The 19629-nt window shown below is 59.1% G+C and carries 14 protein-coding genes and 1 pseudogene; all 15 read right to left on the bottom strand.

Going from position 1 to position 19629, the window contains the following annotated elements:
- Positions 1-655: 655 nt before the first annotated feature.
- The gene (locus FBY04_RS27085; RefSeq protein ID WP_145318282.1) at positions 656-2728 is read right to left on the bottom strand and encodes a bifunctional diguanylate cyclase/phosphodiesterase; all 2073 of its coding nucleotides are present in this window, start codon (positions 2726-2728) and stop codon (positions 656-658) included.
- Positions 2725-3000 (bottom strand): hypothetical protein, encoded by a 276-nt coding sequence (locus tag FBY04_RS27080; RefSeq protein ID WP_145318279.1) that lies wholly within the window; start codon positions 2998-3000, stop codon positions 2725-2727. The genes FBY04_RS27085 and FBY04_RS27080 overlap by 4 nt, the downstream gene beginning before the upstream one ends.
- 14 nt (positions 3001-3014) lie before the next feature.
- Positions 3015-3878 (bottom strand): methyl-accepting chemotaxis protein, encoded by an 864-nt coding sequence (locus tag FBY04_RS33370; protein ID WP_371927874.1) that lies wholly within the window; start codon positions 3876-3878, stop codon positions 3015-3017.
- A pseudogene (locus FBY04_RS33365) lies at positions 3873-4013 on the bottom strand (HAMP domain-containing protein); the annotation flags it as partial. The gene FBY04_RS33370 and the pseudogene FBY04_RS33365, both read right to left, overlap by 6 nt.
- A gap of 1101 nt (positions 4014-5114) precedes the next feature.
- On the bottom strand, positions 5115-5996 hold the full coding sequence (locus FBY04_RS27070) for a chemotaxis protein CheW (RefSeq protein WP_145318273.1): 882 nt from the start codon (positions 5994-5996) through the stop codon (positions 5115-5117).
- Positions 5993-6517: a chemotaxis protein CheW gene (locus tag FBY04_RS27065; protein ID WP_145318270.1), complete on the bottom strand. Its 525-nt coding sequence runs from the start codon at positions 6515-6517 to the stop codon at positions 5993-5995. Before FBY04_RS27065 ends, FBY04_RS27070 begins: the two co-directional genes overlap by 4 nt.
- 164 nt (positions 6518-6681) lie before the next feature.
- On the bottom strand, positions 6682-8856 hold the full coding sequence (locus tag FBY04_RS27060) for a chemotaxis protein CheA (RefSeq protein WP_145318267.1): 2175 nt from the start codon (positions 8854-8856) through the stop codon (positions 6682-6684).
- A 28-nt stretch (positions 8857-8884) separates the two neighbouring features.
- A complete protein-coding gene (locus tag FBY04_RS27055; protein ID WP_145318264.1) occupies positions 8885-9178 on the bottom strand; it encodes a lipid asymmetry maintenance protein MlaB in 294 nt (97 codons plus the stop codon).
- A gap of 63 nt (positions 9179-9241) precedes the next feature.
- Complete coding sequence (locus FBY04_RS27050) at positions 9242-9610, bottom strand: response regulator (protein ID WP_145318261.1); 369 nt, start codon at positions 9608-9610, stop codon at positions 9242-9244.
- A 9-nt stretch (positions 9611-9619) separates the two neighbouring features.
- Positions 9620-10438, bottom strand: coding sequence for a methyl-accepting chemotaxis protein (locus FBY04_RS27045; protein ID WP_371927873.1), 819 nt, complete (start codon positions 10436-10438; stop codon positions 9620-9622).
- A 724-nt stretch (positions 10439-11162) separates the two neighbouring features.
- Complete coding sequence (locus tag FBY04_RS27040; RefSeq protein WP_145318255.1) at positions 11163-11792, bottom strand: response regulator transcription factor; 630 nt, start codon at positions 11790-11792, stop codon at positions 11163-11165.
- Positions 11789-15625 carry a PAS domain S-box protein gene (locus FBY04_RS27035; RefSeq protein ID WP_178118333.1) on the bottom strand — a complete coding sequence of 1279 codons (3837 nt, stop codon included), beginning with the start codon at positions 15623-15625 and terminating at the stop codon, positions 11789-11791. Before FBY04_RS27035 ends, FBY04_RS27040 begins: the two co-directional genes overlap by 4 nt.
- Before the next feature lie 177 nt (positions 15626-15802).
- On the bottom strand, positions 15803-17068 hold the full coding sequence (locus FBY04_RS27030) for a sensor domain-containing diguanylate cyclase (protein WP_145318248.1): 1266 nt from the start codon (positions 17066-17068) through the stop codon (positions 15803-15805).
- Between the two features lie 3 nt (positions 17069-17071).
- The gene (locus tag FBY04_RS27025; protein WP_144925885.1) at positions 17072-17605 is read right to left on the bottom strand and encodes a YfiR family protein; all 534 of its coding nucleotides are present in this window, start codon (positions 17603-17605) and stop codon (positions 17072-17074) included.
- Complete coding sequence (locus FBY04_RS27020) at positions 17602-19530, bottom strand: TonB-dependent siderophore receptor (RefSeq protein ID WP_145318245.1); 1929 nt, start codon at positions 19528-19530, stop codon at positions 17602-17604. Before FBY04_RS27020 ends, FBY04_RS27025 begins: the two co-directional genes overlap by 4 nt.
- Positions 19531-19629 lie beyond the last annotated feature (99 nt).

Below are 19629 nucleotides of genomic sequence, written 5' to 3'. Positions count from 1 at the left end.
TGCCCAGTTTGATGTAGAGCTTGACCGCTCGGATACGGTCTTCGTATGAGTACATGAACTACCTCCAGGTAGTCCAAGATTTCCGCCGCATCCCCGGTGGGTCAGTTTTCAATCAGCGCCAACAATCATGATCGACCAGGATGGTTTGTAGGGACTTGAGACACAATAGAAGATCATCGCCTCCGCCATCTTTATACGACAAAGCCCATTTTTCAGGGCTTTGTCGTTTCTGGCTTTTGGCAAAAACCTCACAGCCCACACTCCAGCCCACACCTTGTATGAAGTCTTGCTTTTCTACCGGTGGCTTGTTTTTTGAAGGCCTATTGCCCGTACCTACACTCCTGAGACACGGGCTCCGAAGTGGTTCTCGTAGAGAGCGCCGGAATGGATGTAGGGATCGCGAATTCCCATCGACGCAGCCCAACAAATTACACAAACAAAAACGCCGCTTAGTAAGCGGTTTTTTGTGTATTTGGAGAGGGAACCGAGACTCGTATCTAGCGTCCGCCCCATTGAAACCTAAGGGGTTTCTTTTCTTGCCGGAGCAGGAAAAGACCTAATTCTGGACTTTTTTTGGGGAAGTATCAAGGGCAAGAAGGCGTGATTCCGAGCCGAGCTATTCCATCAGCGAGCGTACCTTGCCCGAACCAAAGGATCATTGACTGTCGACCTGGGTCCTCAACAAGTTTTCAAACGCCACCTGCGGCATGGGCTTACCATATAACCAACCCTGTGCGCTCTGACATCCATAACGCTGCAGGAACGCTTGTTGAGAGGCTTCTTCGACACCTTCGGCAACCAGCGTCAACCGCAGGCTGTGCGCCATGGAGATGATGGCCTTGACCAGTTCGGCGCTATCGCGATTGTGTTCGATGTCGTTGATAAAAGAGCGGTCGATTTTAAGCGTTTCGATGGGTAGGCGACTCAGGTAGCTGAGCGCCGAATAGCCGGTACCGAAATCGTCGATGGCGATCGTCAGTCCCAACGCGTTGAGCTGCTCAAGTGTCTCGCGCACGGCGACATTGTTATCCAGCAATAAACCTTCGGTAATCTCCAACTCCAGCCAGCCCGGCTCGCAGCCGGTGTCCCGTAGGATTGCGCAAATAGAGGTAAGCAAGTCGTTCATCTGGAATTGTCGCGGCGACAGATTGACGGCGATTCTAAGCGGTGGACTACGATTATCACGGTTCCAGTCGACAGCACGGCGGCAGGCATTTTCCAATACCCATTCGCCGATGCCGACGATCAATCCGGTTTCCTCGGCAATAGGAATAAAGGTGTCCGGAGCAATCAGCCCGTGTTGCGGATGTTGCCAGCGCAGCAAGGCTTCGGCACCGATCACGCGGCCACTGATCAGATTGATCTGCGGCTGGTAATGCAATACCAACTCACCATTGCTCTGCGCATGGCGCAAACTGGTCGCCAGGGCCAGCCGCTCCGTGGTTTTTTGGGTCATGCTCGGCGAATACAGTTGCACGTTGTTACGCCCATGGGACTTGGCACTGTACATAGCCGAGTCGGCGAACTGCACCAGCTCATCGATATTGTCGGCGCCCGTCGAACCATAGGCAATGCCAAGGCTGCCGGATACAAAGATTTCCCTGCCCTGAATCTGATAAACACCTGTAATGGACTTAAGAATCCCCCGCCCAATGTTTTCAAGCTCGAAGGGGGTATTGAGCTGGGAAGACAGAATCAGGGCGAACTCGTCGCCGCCCAGACGTGCCACGCTGTCGTGCCCGCACACCGAGCGCCGCAAACGCCTGGCGGCTTCACACAGCAGCTCATCGCCCGCGCCATGACCCAAGGTATCGTTGACAACCTTGAAATTGTCGAGGTCAAGAATCGCGACCGCGACCTGACGCCCGTTGCGTTCGGCTTTCAGCAAGGCCTCCTGCAGACACTCCTTGAATCGTTCGCGGTTGGGTAGCCCCGTCAGTGCGTCATAGAACGCGAGCATGTGCAGCCGTTGCTGATAGCTCTTCAGCTTGCTGATGTCCTGGGCAGTCCCGAACATCCCCAAGGGCACGCCATCGGAGCCATATTCGATTGTCAGGCAGGTCTGCAAGTGCAGCTCTCGATCACCCACCGCTATGCAATATTCCAGCGCCAGAAATGCGCTGCGCTTTGAGAAGGCGTGGTACACGCTCTCCAGAACACGGGCACGGTCCTTAAGTATGAGCATGTCCAGGAGTTCTTGTTGGGTCGGCGCCCAATGCCGCGGTTTATCGACCATGCGACAGAGCTCCGCTGACAGCTGCAAGCCACCTCGCCGGAAATCCTGTTGCCAATGACCAAAGCGGGCCAGGGCCTCGGCCTGTTCGAGTCGCTGCTCGGCGGCCTTTAGAATTGAGATGTCCCGGCCCACGGCCAGGACACTGACCACGGCGCCGCAAGCATCTTTCTCCGGCACGATACGAATATGGCTGGCGATCAGTGCGCCGTCCGCGCCGAACCAGGTCAGCTCATACTCGTCTGGCTGGCCGCTGTGTAAAACCCCGAATAATTTAGCCTCATAGGCGAGCATTTCGGGCGTTTCCCTTCCATGGCTGGGGCTCTTGCCGAGCAGCTTCACGGCAGGTGCCCCGGCCATGCGTGCGAACGCCGGGTTGAGGTAGGTTCGTAGGCCATTGTGGTCGTACCGCGCAATGGTATCCGGGGTGTTTTCGACCAGAGTTCGCAGTGTCTGCTCGTCGCTTGGCAATTGCCATTCTGAATGGTCAGTCATCGGCGGACGGCTTGGAACGAGTGGAAGAAATCGTTTGTTGCATGGTTCATGACCTTCGGCATCCGGTGATCGACGATCATCACCTTGAACGGCTTCATGCCCGTCTGCCCGCGGGTGTGTCCGCTGGGATTATGTGTTTGAGCGAAACGTGACCACTGAACGGGACGAAAATCAGCTGCAGAGGGCTCCAAGCCCTCAACTCGATAGCTTCGGGGGCCGACATACAGCGGCAGATATTTCATTGCACTGGAGCGTTTACCGAGCAGTCCCATGACGCGATGTCCCTTCAAACGATGAAATTTTTGACCACGGCGTTGAGCTCGTCGGCGAGCATCGCGAGTTCCCGACTGGAAGCGTGGGTCTGGTTCGCCGCACTTGACGTCTGTGCCGAGACATTCCGAATGTCAAGCAGATTGCTGTCCACCTCGCGGGCTACATGGGACTGCTCCTGGGTCGAGCTGGCGATGCTCACATTGCGCTCGTTGATTTGAGCGATGGCGACTGCAATCGCGCCGAGTGCGGCGCCCGCCTGGCGAGTCACTCCCAGCGTGTCCCGGGTCCTGCCATTGCTTTCGTGCATGGCGCCGAGGGCGTCCTGGCTGCCCTTGCGCACCGCGCCGATGATGCTTTCAATCTGCTGCGTCGACTCCTGGGTCCGCTGTGCCAACGCCCGCACTTCATCCGCGACCACGGCGAAGCCGCGGCCGCTTTCACCGGCCCTCGCCGCTTCGATCGCCGCGTTCAGGGCCAACATGTTGGTTTGCTCGGCGATGCCTCGAATGACATCCAGTACAGAGGTGATGCCGCCTATCTGTCCGTCCAGCACCTGGAGGGCGTCGGTGGTGTGTTCAATGTCACCGGTCAGCGATGTCATGGCATCGACTGCCCGACCGACACTATCCTGGCCCTGGCGGGAACTTTGGTCAGCTGATTGGGCCACCTCGGAAGCCGAGACGGCATTGCGCGCTACTTCCTCAATCGCCACGGTCAGTTCAGTGACGGCCGTCACGGCTTGATCCAGCTCGTTGTTCTGTCGCGTCAGGCCCCGGCTGGCCTCATCGGATACCGAATTCAGTTCGCCGGCCGTCGAAGCAAGACGTCCGGCGCAACCCACGATGTGCTGGACGGTGCTGCGCAATCCTTGCTGCATCTGATTCAATGCAGCCAGCAAGCGTGCCGGCTCATCCGCACCGGGCGAATCGATCGGATGGCTCAGGTTTCCTGCGGTAATGCGCTCCGCGGCCGTCAAGGCGACGGTCAGCTGCCGCAGAAGCCGAAGTACCATGGATGTCGCCAGCGCAGCGCCGACCAACAACATCACCAACAAACCGCCGGACATCAGCATGATGTCGTTTCGGGCGCTGTCACTTCGGGCTTCAAGCGCCTGCGCGAGAGCGTCCAACGCCGGCCGGTTGAAGGCAAACAACGCGTCGATGGTCCGTGTGTAGGTCGCCAGGTAGTCGGCGACCGGATAGTTGGGTTCATTGGCCGAAATCAGTTGGGTGTCGGTCAGTTTGAGGGCCTGCTCGACCTGCGGCCCCAGTGCCGCCAAAGGCCCCCCGAGCAATGCGCTGAATGACGGGCTGGCGCCATTGACCTTGGTGAATGCCCTTGTCAGCTTGTCGAAGCTGTTCGCTGCCTGGGTCGTCAAGCTGCTGAGGGTGGCACGTTGCTCGGGCTGGATTTGCCCTTGCGAGAGAAGCCCCGCCCCTGTCGTGCTCAGTTGTCCGAGCAGTTCGCTGGTCTGTGGCAGTTCGACCAAAGCACCGGTGATCAGGTAATAGGTTTCGAAGATCGGATCCAGTGATAGCTCGAAGTGGTCGAGCAGCGAGTCCTCCAGTTGGAGGCAGGTCGCGACCAACTGGGCATGCAAGGTCTGGCTTTGAGCACCGTTGATCGCACCTTGGGATATCTGGCTGGCCAATTCACTCCATTGCCGGTGAGCCTTGCGCAGGGCATCCAGCAGGCCGGAAGGAACCTGAGATTCACTCAATTCACGTTCGGTCAATGCAAAAGCCTGCTCAACTTCGGCATGCTTTTTCTGCCTTGTTTCAACCAATGCCCGACTGCCGCCCAGCACCGCGGATGAAAGGCTGCTGTGTTGTTGCGTCAGTTGAATCAGGTGCAGCAGTTCCTGCACCGGTTGCATGCCGAGAGATTCTTGCACAGCTTGGCGACTCTGACCCATGGCGCCAAGGACGAATAACGAGGTAGGCGCGGCGACCAGCGCCAGGCACAGCACTGCCAAGAATGAAAACTTGCCCGGCAAGGACAATCGATCAAGCATGTTCATGAACGGGCTCTCGGGGGTCAGGAAAAATCGGCAACCCAGTCCATGGGCGTAACATCATGTCGGCAAGCAGTCCTGTACTACGGATCAGCTCAGCTAACGTACGGCGTTGGATTGGCTCGTCGCGGCCCCAGGCCGTACGACCAGTAACATCGTCCTCTGGTCACTGACCGTGACGGGGGCGAAGGCGAAGTCAACGCCAACCCGGCTGTCGAAGCTTGTGGTCGGGTCGATCTGGATCGAAGGGATCTGCAGTATTGCGCCGACCCCATCGGCCAGTACCCCGACTCTTTGCAACTGATCGCCTACGGGCACTTCCAGGATGGCAATTTTCGTAAACTCCCCGATCATGGTGGGCTGTCCATGCACCTGGCTACCCAGGTCGACCACCGGCACCAGGGCACCGTCCATTACGATTGCCCTGCGAACCGGCCCCGACAGGCCAGCCCCGCCAATGAGACGAGCGCCCTGGATCACGGAATGGACATTGCTCATGCACACCGCGAACGCTGCGCCGCCGAGCATGAAAGAGAGATAAAGCCTGTTGGGGGGAACCTGATCGGCAACCCGACGGGGCGCAACGGCCGATCGGCTGAGCGTTTCTCGCTTTTCAAGCATGTGTTCGGTCAAATCCGCCAGATAAAGCAATTTGTCCGCGAGTTGAGCAGCACTCATCCCTCTCGTCGCCAATGGCAGCGTCTGCTGCGTGACGGCGCGACTCGCTTGATCGCCGATCGGGTCCTTGCCCATCACCGTCAGCCTGGCATTGCCCCGCGTACTGAGGTCGCCCCGTTGTTCGGCGTTCCCCGGGAGCCGCGCCAGTTCATCGAGCCCACTTCCGGCAAACGGTTCGATCGGCGTATGAGTCTGCGGGGCGGGGCGCGGGTAGCCTCGGTAGTAAATAATCAGGGCGACAAGCATCAGCCCCACCGGGACCATGGCCAGGCACAGCCAGAGAATCAAGTCACGGCCAGTCATGTATTGACCGCTCGATCATCGTCCGTACCGTGGAGCACCGCGAGTTCTTCCACCGACAGCACTCGCCCAATGTCCAGGAGAATGACAAACCGCCCACCGACGTTGCCCATCCCCTGGATGAAGTCGGAGCGAATATGCGCGCCGAAGGCCGGCGGCGGTTCGATGTCCGCCGAGGCGATTTCCAGCACCTCATTCACCGCGTCGACCAGTACACCGATCACTTGGTGTTCACCGACATGGACCACTTCGAGAATGACGATGCAGGTACGTCGGCCGACCTCGGTTTGCTGCCCACCGAAGCGAGCGCCCAGGTCGATGACCGGCACCACCGCCCCTCGCAGATTGATGACCCCGCGGATACTGGGTGGCATCATCGGAACGCCGGTGAGCCGGCCATGCTCGATGATTTCCATGACGCTGAGGGTGCCAACGGCAAACTGCTCATCGCCGAGGGTGAACGTCAGGTACTGCCGGGCCTGCGGCGCGGCGTCAGGGTTTTGAATTTTTATCGACTGGCCCATGCCATCATTCCTCAAAACGCGCGAAGCCGGCGGGCACGGCCTGGCCATGAGGGCGAGTCTGCCCGTTGAACGCCAGTGGCATCACCATGTTGAAAAAAATACCGATCATTGGATTTTTCTTCTTTCAGGTTGAGATGGATTTGGGCACGGAGGATGAGTCGCTATCATCTCTGCGCGGCCTGTGTGCGTTGTTTCGTCCCCGCGATTCGCTTGATCAACCCAGAAACGTCCAGAATCAACGCCACTTCGCCGTTGCCCAGGATGGTGAAGCCGCCCATGCCATCCAGTTGGCCAAAGAGCTTGCCCAGCGGTTTGATCACGGTCTGGAACTCGCCCAATAGACGATCCACCACGAACCCCGCACGCTGCCCGGCGAATTGCACCACCACCACGTTTTCCCTGCGCGGGGGCTTGCCCTCGACATCGAAAAGCTCGCGCAGACGGATGAAGGGCAACACCTCGCCGCGCAGATTGAGATAGTCGAGCCCGTCATTCGCCGGCAGCTCGATGCACTCCACAACCATGTCCTGTGGGATCACATAGCTGGCGCTGCCGACGCCGACCATGAAACCGTCGATGATCGCCAGCGTCAGTGGCAGGCGAATCCGCAGCGTGGTGCCCTGTCCCTCGACGCTGTCAAGCTCGAGGCTACCGCGCAACGCGGTGATGTTGCGCTTGACCACGTCCATGCCGACGCCGCGCCCGGAGAGGTTGCTGATCTGCTCGGCGGTGGAAAAGCCCGGCTCGAAAATCAGGTTGAAGATGTCGTTTTCCGCCAGATGTTGCCCTTCGCCTACCAGCCCGCGCTCGATGGCCTTGCGCAGGATTTTTTCCTTGTGCAAGCCACCACCGTCGTCGGCGACCTCAATGACGATACTTCCGGCATCGTGATAGGCGTTGAGGCGCAACGTGCCATGGGCCAGCTTGCCCTGGGCCAAGCGCACATCGGCAGGCTCGATGCCATGGTCCATGGCATTGCGCACCAGATGAGTGAGGGGATCGCCGATTCGCTCCACCAGGGTCTTGTCCAGTTCAGTCTCGCCGCCGCTGATTTCCAGGCGAATATCCTTGCCCATCTCTCTGGATACATCGCGGACCACCCGTTGGAAACGGTTGAAGGTCGAGCCGATCTGCACCATGCGCAGTGTCAGTGCCGAATCGCGTACTTCTTCCACCAGACGCGCCAGGACCGCCGTGGCTTCCATCAGCTCACTGGCGCCGGTGTTCCTGGCAGCGAGGTTGGCGCCCGCGCCGGCGATGATTAATTCGCCGATCAGGTTGATCAATTGATCGAGCTTGCTGGCATCGACGCGGATCAGACTGTTCTCGCTCCTGCGGCTGTCCTGGACCTGCTGCGGTGCATTCGATACAGGATCGCGGGGTATCGCAGCGGTGATCGGATGCTCGACCGGTACCGGATCGATCGCCAACGCCGGAGGCTGCCGTGGCGGCTGTTCGAGTAGCCCTGCGTCTGTAGCGGCAGTGAGCTCGCAACAACGGATGAAAATAATTTCAGCCAGGCGCTGACGCTCCTCCGGCAGTTCCCGAACCATCTGACGGTATTCATCGGTCTTGCAGTGCGGCGACAGAATATGCACCTGACTATCGTCGCGAATGAACTCGAATACATTCTCGAGGGTGGCTTGATCGACATCGCCGTGAAAGCCGATCTCGAAGCCCAGGTAGCAACTCTCCGGCTCCATTTGTGCCGCCTGGGGCAGATGATCGCTGAGGGTGACGATGTTACAGATTCGCCCCAGCGTGGCCAGGTAACGGATGAACGCCAGGGGGTCCATGCCGTTGCGCAGCAGGTCAAGACTAAAACGCAAGGAAATGTGCCAATGGTCGGCATTGCTGGGATCACTGACGCTTTCGATGCCGGGATCATGCTCGGTCGACGACGCACTGTCCCGCTGGGTGCCGAGGCCTGGCGTCGATTCAGATTCGTCGCCCAGAAATCCACGCAGCACACTGAGCAGGTTGGCGCCGTTGTCACGAACGGTCTGCGGCGCGGGCTCGTTGCCGTCCGCCGCCAGCCTTACCAATACGCCAATGTGATCGCAGGCCTGCAAGAACAGCGCGGTCAACTGCGCGTTGAATTGCAACTGCCGGTCACGAACACGGTCCAGCACACTCTCTGCCACATGGGTGAAGGAAACGATGTCATCCAGACCAAACAGGCCTGCCGAACCTTTGATGGTATGGGCGGCGCGAAAGATCGCGTTGATCGTGTCGGGGTCGTCCGCTGCCGACTCGATCCGCAACAAGGCTTCTTCCATCTCTTGCAGCAGCTCCAGGCTTTCGACGATGAAGGTCTGCTGTGCGTCGTCCAGGTTCATGAGCATTGCCTTTTCACCACCGATTGGATTACAACGGGACAGGGTCACCGAACATGACAGCCAGATCGCATAGCGCAAACACCTCCAATACCGCTGGGCTGTGATTGGCCAAGCGCAGTTGTTGGTTGCGTAAGCTCGTTTCCTTCTTCGCCATGATCAGCAGTTGCAACCCGGCGGTATCCAGTTCCTGAACCCCGCCCAAGTCCAGTTCGAGGTCTTCACCTTGGGCGATCAGATCGTCCAGGCGTTTTTTCCATTCAGCCGCGGTGTAGATGTTCAGCTCGCCCTCAATGCAGAGGCGCTGATGAGCGTTGGGATACATGGTTTGGACTCTCTTCAACCGATGGGGGCATATCGCGTGCGGTATGGATAGGATTGCGAAATTTCAGGGCAGAACGAGTTTGGACACTGCCGTGAGCATCTGTGCCGGCTGAAAGGGTTTGACCACCCACGCCCTGGCCCCGGCCGACTGGCCTTCCTGTTTCCTGGCATCGCTCACCTCGGTGGTGAGCATGATGACCGGGATGAATTTGTAGGCCGGCAATTGCTTGGCCGCCCGAACGAATGAAAGGCCGTCCATGTTCGGCATGTTCACGTCACTGATGATCAGGTGCAGCTTTCGGCCGTCGAGCTTGCTCAGGGCATCTTTGCCGTCGCAGGCTTCAACGGTGTCGTAACCGGCGCTTTTCAAGGCGATGCTGACAACCTGGCGCAGGGACGCCGAGTCGTCGACGATCATGATGGTCTTGGCCATTGAGGGCTCCTAGAAAAAGGTGATTTCGGATTCGTTGCCCGACGTACCGTTGGCATTGCCCCGGTGCACGTCATGCAGCTCGGGCATGGTGTAAGTACGAGCCAATTGCTCCAGCCAGGCTTGGGCGTCAATCGGTGTTGGAAGCTGGCCTGCGGCGCTGTCCCGTTGCCCCTGGGCAAGATTCTCGTGGAGCTTTTCCAAGTCACTACGGACCAGACTCAGCACTTGGTTGACGCGATCCTGGAACTGCAGGCCGACCAGTACCTGGGCTATTTCCTGGCCGACGAACTGGCTTTCCCTGCGCAACTCATGGGAGGAATTGAAAAGCGTGGTGGTGGCGCTGCGAAAACTGTCGATTACTTGCTCGATGATTTGGCCGGATCGGTTTACGGTGGCTTCGTCCTGCTCGGCATATTGACGAGAGATTTCCAGGGTACTGGCGATGGCCGCACTCACCGTGTTTACCGTGTCGCCGATACGCTTGCCGGTTTCACCGGACAGACTCGAGAGTTTACGAATTTCATCCGCCACCACGGCAAAACCACGACCAACCTCACCAGCACGGGCAGCCTCGATGGCGGCATTGAGCGCGACCAGGTTGGTCTGCTTGGCGATATTGCCTACATCCTGGGCCATCGTTTGCAATTGTTCGGTGAGGCTGGAGAGTGCCATCACTTCATGCAAGAGCGTTTCCTTGGTGGTCAATGCGGCGCGCAGCGAAGCGATGATCGCATCGAGTTCCCGCTGACTGGTCCCGAACAGCTCGACCAGCCCCCCTTCCGCCGCTGCTCCATCCTGCGAGCCTGAAACAACTCGCTCGACACGCATGGATATATCGGCAAAGCGTGTCGCCAACGTGGTGATAGCCTCTTCGGTGTGGCTACGGGCGACTTCGATCTGGCCCGCCCAGATCGGCAGCACGCCTCGGCATACCGATTCCAGGCCACAACGACACAGCGACACAGGGGCTTGCAGCATTTGTGACTCATGGTCGATTGAATCGATAGCGACGCGTAGGGCATGGTTACGTGAGTGGTAATAAAAGGCCGTAGCCACGCCCAGCGAGAAAAGTAGAACCGCAAGCCCTACGACCTGCATATCCATTACCCCGCCCGCCAGTACAGAGGCGGCTCCCAGGATCGCCAGCACAAGAAATGCGATTGGGGCCCCCGACGAGCCGGGAACCTGGGTGTTGATTGTTGTGCTCAATGTGGACTCTCCATCCGACGGCCGGAACTCATAGCAGAGGCGAACGACGGCACTCTTGCGTCAAAAAATCTGGCAGCAAAATGCGACCCGCCCATCATGCCGAGCCTGGGTATGACCCAACCATCGGACCAGGCTGGTTTTAGCGTAAGCACTACGGCTACCGAGGTAGGAATTGCCCTACTTTATTCAACGGTGTCGGGCCACTGCGGATGGCGGAGAAAAAAGACGAATAAAAGGGGCCCCGAGCGCCCTCGTCAAGCGACCCGATCAGGTGGGCAATGGATGCCCGGAAGGCCTTCAGAGATCGCTTTCTGAATGGGATAGAGTCAACATTATGGTTACATCAAAGCCCCCCATGCTTGATGGCATAGCGCACGATATCGGCCGTGCTGGTGAACCCCATCTTTTCCATCAGGCGCGCCTTATGGGTACTGACGGTCTTGTGACTGATCGCCAGTTCCGCCGCAATCCGCGAGACGCTCAACCCCTGAGCGAGTTGGCGCATGACTTGCAGCTCCCGGTCGGTGAGCCCATCGTGCTGGCTATGCGGGCCCAACCCACTGGCGGCAAACGCCATTTGCTCGGCCAGCCCGACGTCAATGTATCGTCCTCCAGCCGCCACCCGGCGAATCGCCGCGAGCAGGGTTTCGGGGTCACGGTCCTTGGTCAGGTAGCCTGAAGCCCCCGACCTGAACGCACGCTGGGCAATTTGCACTTCGTTGTGCATGCTCAGCACAAGGATCGGCAACTGAGGATAGTGAAAGCGAATGCGCGCCACCAGATCGTCCCCGCAGATGCCCGGCATGCTCATGTCGAGCAGCAGCAGGTCGATGTCGCTCACTCGCAGTTGCTCGAGCAGCATCGCACCGTTTTCCGCTTCGGCGACAACCCGCACATCGGCCGCCAGGGCAAACAGCTGCTTCAGGCCTTCACGCATGATGGCGTGATCGTCGGTAATCATCAGTCGTATCATAGGAATTCCAGGCCCGGCTGAAAGGGAATGTACACCCGGACACGGGCCCCCTGCCCGGGTGCACTGTCTATGATTACCGTTCCACCCACCATGTGTCCGCGTTCGCGCATGCCGAGCAACCCCAACGTGCCCTCGGGCAATTGTTGAGGATCGAAACCCCGACCGTCGTCACACACCTCGATCTGCAAGTGCTCGGCATCGTGCTCCAGGTGAATATTGACCCGTCTGGCACGGGAATGGCGACATACATTGGTCAATGACTCCTGGATTACCCGGAAAATCGCGGTGGCGCGCTCGTCATCGAGAGCCAGTCGAGTCGAGGGCGCCCTGAGCCGACACTCGATACCCGTATTGCGAGTGAACTCGGACACCAGCCATTCGAGCGCGGAGGTCAGGCCCATGTTGAGCGCGGAGGGGCGCAGGCTGGTGGCGACGTTGCGCACGACCTGAAGTATTTCGTCAACCCGCAGCATCAACGCCTGGACCCGCTCCACCAACAGCGGCTGGTCATTGCCGAATTGCAGGCGCAGCAACGAAATGCCCATTCGCAACGCGGACAGCTGCTGCCCCAATTCGTCATGGATCTCCCGGGCGATGTGCTTGCGTTCTTCCTCGCGCGTACTTTCGCGACGACTGGACAGCAGACGCAATTGCGCGTGGGATTCCTTGAGTCGTCGTTCCGCCGCGCGCCAGGCACTGACGTCGCGACCGACGGTGAGAATACCGATCAAGGCGCCGCTCTGATCGCGCTCCGGCACCAGGCGGACCTGATAACAGACCGGCTCTGAGTCCTGCCCTGCCGGCATGTCCAGCGTCAGCTCCGCTTCGCCGGCTTGACCGCTGCGCAGGACCTGCTCGACCTTGCCCTGGAACGATCGCGCCAGACCCGAGTGGGGCGACACCTGCCTGAATGTTCTGCCGAGCAAAGCCCCCTGCAACTGACCGAGCATACCTTCCGCTGCCGGATTGACGTATAGGAAGCGACCCTTCGAATCGAAACGGGCAATGACATCAGGGGTGTTGTCGAAAATTTCCCGGTACCGTTTCTCGCTTTCGCGCAGCAGCGTCTCGGCGTAGTTGCGCTCAATGGCGATGGCAGCCAGATGGCTGGCCTGATAAATCAATTTGAGGTCGCTGTCGGTTGGCCGGCCCGGGCGGCGTAAAAAGATGCTGAACAGACCCAGGACCTTCCCGGAAGAGCCTTTGATCGGCTCCGACCAACAGGCCCCCAACCCGGCCTTGACAGCTGACTCTTTGATGGCCGCGCTGCCACGATACACACTCAGGTCTTCGACGATAATCGTAGTGCTGCGCCAGCCGGCTGTGTCGCCCTCCTCCGAGATGTCAATATCTCCTACCGCCTGTAGATAATCGCCCGGCACGCTTGGCGCGGTAATGAGGCGCAAGTAGCGTGCATCCGCGCTCACCAACCTGATACAGGCGAGGAACTCCGGCCGGGCCTGCTCGATATAAGCCGTCACCCGCGATAAGACCTCAGCCAGCGGAGCGCCCCGCACCAACCGTTCGAAAATGCCCAGCCGCGCTTCCTCCAGACGTTCGTGACGCTTGAGTGCAGTGATGTCGTACCCCTTGGCCAGGACACTGGTCACCGATCCGTCCGCGCCTCGCTCGGCGTTTATCTGAAAGGCGTGCACCATCCTTTCTCCGCTTGCGGCGTTCAGCCATTCCAGGACGGTTTCCAGCGGTTCGCCGGTACGTATCACCTGACGCACCAGCGCCAGGTAGTCCGTCACCGCCATGTTGGCGGTCCAGCCATCCTCGACCGGCGTCTTTAGCGCTCGGGCAGCCGGTATACCCGTATACCGCTCGAAAGCAGGATTGACGTAAGTGCGCCGACAATCGAGGTCGTAACGGATGATCAGGTTCAACGAGTTCTCCGCCAGCGCACGGAACTGCTGCTCACTGGTCAGCAGGCGGGTCTCCATGCGTTTGCGTTCGCTGATATCGCGACTGATCCCGACGATGCGATAAATATGCCCCTGCTCGTCACGCACGGGAATGAACGTCGAGTGGGAGGATACGGACCCAGCCGGAAGATCGATCTCAGTGCTCCACTCGATAGCCTCTCCACGGGCCAGGCAGCTCATCAAACCTTCCATGACCTTACGTCCCGCCTGCGGCACGACCTCCCCCAGGCAGCGACCGATCAATTGTCGGCGATCGAGCCCCGACACACGTTCAAAGGCGGCATTGACCTCCATGTAGCGGAACTGTCGATCTTCGGTGATTTCCAGCAGATAGAGGCAGTCGGAGCTGTTGTCGAAGACTTCCCGATAGCGCTTCTCACTTTCCTGCCGCGCCGCGTGCAAGCGCCTGCGCTCAGTGATGTCACGGGCCAGTTCCAGGCTATAGCTCTGGCCGTCCAGCTCAAGATAGGTGACGCTCAGTTCGACAGGAAAAATGCGCCCATCCCTGGCCCGATGACGACTCTCGATGATTTCAGGGGTGCCCTGCGTAGCGTAGCTCCAATCTTCCAATATCTGCTCGTTCGTCCAGTCCGGATCTATTTCGGCGACCGTCATGCCGAGCAGTTCCGTGCGGCTGTAGCCCAGGCTGCGACAAGCTTCGTCGTTGACATAGCGAAACCGGGCCTGACGGTCGATCAGGTAAGCGGCCTCGTGTACATGGCTGAGTGCGAGTTCCAGCAAGGACAGGTGCTCTTCGGCTTTGAGAAGACGGCTGAGGTCTTCGATCTGGACGACGAAATACAAGGGTGTGGCGTCGCCGCTACATATCGCACTGACGGTCAGTTGAACCCTCACATACTCGCCGTTGCGGTGCCGATATCGCTTGTCCATTCGCAAGTAGGAAATACCCTCCCTGGAAAGGAGCCGCCCCCAGTCCTGCTCCTCGGAAAAATCATCCGGATGAGTCAACGCCTGGCTGCTGGTTTGGAGCAGATCGTCTTCCTCGCGCCCCAGCAATTGACAGAAATAGCGATTGACGCGCAACCAGCGCCCGTCGAGTCCCAGCAAGGCCATGCCGATGGCAACGGACTCGAAGGCCAGGCGAAAACGCTCTTCGCTGTCCATCAACGCCTGTTCGATGCGTTTACGCTCACTGATATCGTGCAGGAAACCGAACCAGATAATCGAGCCATCCGCCTCCAGCGTTGGCGTAGAACGCCCCTCGAGCCAGATCTCACCCTTTATCGGATGGCAAACCCGGTATTCACACTGCCAGAGACACAACGTGCGTGCCGATTCAGCGATCGACGCCTGGACGCGAGCGAGATCCTCGGTATGAATACGCTCAAACAGGATATTGACGTCGCGTTTGAGCTCGTCAGTGGTCACCCCGTAATATTCTTCGTAACCCGGCGATGCCCAAGGCATGGATACCTTGCCATCGCGCCCCAGTCGAAAAGTGCCGATGATGCCCGGCGCCGTTTCCACGACCCGCTGCAGCCACTGGTCCTGCTCCAGGCATCTTCCCAGGCTTCGAGCCGCTGCACATGGGTCGATCTCACAAAGGAGCCATTCGTCGACCGCAGTCGACTTCGTGCGCCCTAGCAGCACGCTGCCGTCCTGGCGCCGATAGCGCAGTTCAACCGGCCCGCTGGCGAAGTGAGCCGGCAAGATTCGACCATCCACGGCGCGCGGGAACTGGCCGCCCGGGTCTTGGAGAAACGCCTGGAACTCGACGGCGAGCAATTGCGCCGGCGCGTAGCCCAACAGCTCGGCAAAAACGTCGTTGGCTTTCAATATCCGGCCCTGGCCATCCAATAGCACCAGTGCCGCTGAAACCAGGTCGAAGATGGCATCGAAGAGTTGGGCTTGCACCATCCGTAGGGGCGAAATACCCGTTTCCATAGAGAGCTTCATCGGCACTTCGCTCTAAAGTTGCTTATAGGAACGGTCGATTTTCGGTCGGTGACGGCGCCAGCTCATCAGGACCTGCCCCGAGTATGGTGGATCGTTCGCCTTCCTGTCATAAGACTAAACGCCAAAGTGATGAATGCCCGATATTCGATCGACCAATCGACAGACTCAGGCATTTTCTGAGGCGTGATCATATAAATGATAGCTGTTCTTACCGCTGCCCTTGGCTTGATACATGGCGATATCCGCCTTGCGCAAAAGGCTGGTGGTGTCCGTGGCATGATCGGGGCACAGGCTGATACCCAGGCTGGCGCCGACGCCGATCCGCCGACCGTCAACGTAGAAGGGGCTGGACAGCGCGGCGACGATATTGGACGCGACTAGCCTGGCCTGATCGGCATTGACCCCATTTTCCAGGATAACGGCGAATTCGTCGCCGCCAATCCGACACACCACATCGGTGTTGCGCAACGTTTCCCGCAGGCGCTCGGCGACCAGAATCAACAGGCTGTCACCGGTCTCATGACCCAACGTATCGTTGACGATCTTGAAGTCATCGAGATCGATGAACAGCACCGCACAGGACGTAGCGTAGCGCATCCCCTCCATGACGGCGGTCTCGAGTTTTTCCTTGAAATAATGACGGTTGTTCAGCCCCGTCACCGGATCTCGATAGGCCAGCTCGTTCAGTTGCTGCTGGGCCAGTCGACGCTGTTGCAGCTCGGCACTGATGCGTGCGTCATGACTTTCGAGCTGATCCATCATGTCATTGAAACTGCGGGCGAGTCGGCCGGTCTCATCGCTGCCATATACCGTCGCTCGCAGACTGAAATCCTGATAAGTGCGCACCCGCTCGGTCAGTTTTACCAGATTCTGCAACGGCCGCACGATGCTGGACGCCATTCGTCGGGAAAGGATGAAAGACAGAAACAACGCCACCGCGGCCGCCAGCCCACCGAACAGAGCCTGCACCGCCAGCCCCCGATAGAGCGAGGTAAAGCTCGCATTCACCGCGACATTGCCGATGACTTGACCATGGAGCTCTACCGGCCGACGCACCAAAAGGGAATACAAGCCGATTTCTTCAACCCCATAGTAATTCACAACCTCCCCGGCCGGATCGCGCCGATAGATCGCCAACTGACGCCCATCGTTGAGCACGAATGCAGCCCAATTGATATCCGGAACATGCTGGAGAGAGGCCAGCGTTTCGTACGCCTCGTCGGCGTTTGCGAACATCATCGCCGCCGAGCCGTTTCTGCCCACCACCATGGCGTGAGCCGTGATGTCCTCCACCAGGGAGCGGCGCTGAACGACCAGTTGGTAGACCAGCAACATCACCAGCAGCACCGTCATGGCGGCCGCGGTCAACTTGAACCCCGTGTGAGTGACCTTATCGCGCAAAGGGAGATCCTCGAAACGTAAACGGGACATGGCTCAGGATCTGTCCGCAACGAAGCTGGCGAGCTTGAGCAGCCGAGAGCTGAAGCCCAGATGGGCCTGCCGCGCCGCAAACAGATTGACGTCGAACACAATGCGCTGGCCCTGGCGTCGCATCTCGATCATGACGCCCTGATCGGCGAATCCGGTGGCATCGGTGATGGTCAACACCGGCGTCGCGGCCAGTTGCCCGAGCAGAGAGCCAAGGGCACGACGGTTCTGTTCATCGATATAAAGGACCTGACAGCCCATAAGCGAATCACCAGACAGAACCCGGCGTACATCGATGGGCAGGCCGTTCTGCACACGCTTGCCTTGCAAATGGGCGAGTTCATCGTCCAATTGCGTGATGCCGAGCACACACAATCGAAAATTGACGTCAGGCAACGATGGCCATTCGGCGAACAGGGCAAAATTGTATAGATAGGCCGCTTTCATGGCACGTTCCTCCACTACCGAGTCGGCCATCACCCCCTGGGTGGACAGGTACAGGACAACCAGGACCAGCACATGGCGGACGGCGATTTTCATGGGAATGCATACCCCACGCTCAACCACAGGCTACGCTCGCCACGCTCAGGCAAATCGGCGCTGCTCTCGATGTCGAAGAAAGACGCATCGAGGTAGCGTCGGTCGAAGAGATTGCGTACCGCGGCGGTGACACTCACCCCAGGCACGACATCCCGACTGGTGAACGTCAGGTCGGTGATCGTATAACCGCTAGCACTTACACCCGGCGCGACCAGCCTGCGCCCCACGTATCGGGCAGCAAGACTGGCTCGCAAGCGCTCCTCCGCCAGAGGCACTGACACCTGCAGCTTGCTCAAGTGCCGGGGTGAATTCACCCGATCACGGCCAAGGTTGTCCTCCGAGCGCTGCAACGTGTGACTGCCCCTCAGTTGAACCTCACGCCATTGCCACTGAGCTTCGAGTTCGGCACCTTGGGTGTCGATCCGCTCCAGCGAAGGCTCCGAGAAACGACCGATGGGATCGGTAATGCGATAACGATAGAGGGTGCCCAACAAACGGAAGTCGCCACGGCGATGATCGGCCACAAATTCGGTGGTGGTGACGCGCTCCGACTGGACGCCGGGAAGATCATTGGAGGTCGCTTCGTACCGACTCGCGAAGCGGGTCGCGCTGCCGTGGGACAACGACAGACTGGTGTTCGTCAGGCCGGTATAGAGCAAGGCCACCCGAGGGTTGCTGCGCGCCACCGAATCCTTGCCACTGCGCTGGTCCATGCGTACGCCCAGATTCAGGCTCAAGTCATGGCGCAGGGCAATTTCATCCTGGGCGTAAAGGCTGAACGTTTGAGTCGACACCTCACTGCGATACGTTTCGTGTTCGTCGCGGCGAGGAAAATATCGATCTAATTGCTGGTTTTGCCGGTAGTCGTTGCGATATTCACTGCCCAGCACCAGTCGATGCCCGGACAGGGTCACGCTACTGACCGTGCCCTCCAGATCCCACCACCGGCCGTCCGCGCGAACGTCCTCGATATAATGGCGTCCATCATCGATGGGCTCACGATAGGCGCTGCGGTAAAGATAACGGCCGTGTGAGAGCCGCACGGATGAGCGAAAACTGCCGAAGTCGGCATCGTGGCCAAGCTTCAAGAAGTCATTGCGGTCGGAAAAATCCCAATGGGCATCAAGGGGAATCGTCAGTTCCTGCTGCTTGCGTTCGACGAATGCGCCCTCGATGCTCCAGGCATTCTGAGAACCCTTGATGAACAACCGCTGCCCGTCCTGGTCATCGTGCAGGGCCTCGTTGGCGAGCGGCGTATCAGGAAGTTCGGCTTGGGACGCCGAGGTCGAGACCAGCCACTCCCCGCCGCTGTCCAGACGCGTACCCCAACTGGCTCGGACCTTGCGATCCTGGTTCGAGCCGGCGGTCATGGCGACCTGGCCGCCGTCCAGATCACGCCCCCTGAGCGTCACGACGTTGATCACACCGAGGAAGGCACCGTTGCCGTACAGCGCCGAGCCTGGGCCTGGTGCGTACTCAACCCGGTCGATCAGCTCGGTGTCGAGTAGCCCATCCTCGCCGAGGTAGATCTGGTTGAAAATATTGTCGGCAACCGGCTGGCCATCGATGCGCAACATGACCCGTCCCGCGTATTCACCAGGCGCACCGTAGCCACGCCCGCCCAGAAAATAGTAAGCCCCGTCGAAGCCAATGCTGAGGCCGCGCATGTTATTCAGGATCTCGCCCAGCGTCCTGTAGCCGAAACGGTGTATTTCCTCCGCTGTGATCACCGAGACGGCCGAGGGTGCATCAGTGAGCTGCTGCGAGAATTGAGCCGCGCCCACGACCTTGGTCTCGAGCAGTTGCTCGAAGGGAATGACCGTCAAATCCTGGGCCGACGCCACCCGCGCCAACAGCCAAATGCCCGACGTGCAGAGGCCCTGCAGAGCGTATCGGGTCAGCAGCGTAATGTTGAGGTGCGACATGATCTGGATAGAGGTCTCTGGGACTGAAAGCTCAATCTCGTCGATCGACTTGCCGCTTCAGGGAAGCCGGCTTCGACACTACGCAGGAAGGCTTAGAGG

This window comes from Pseudomonas sp. SJZ080 (assembly GCF_007828295.1).
Classification (GTDB): domain Bacteria; phylum Pseudomonadota; class Gammaproteobacteria; order Pseudomonadales; family Pseudomonadaceae; genus Aquipseudomonas; species Aquipseudomonas migulae_A.
Note: the sequence above shows the minus strand (reverse complement) of the source record. Positions and strands in the feature narration are given on the sequence as shown.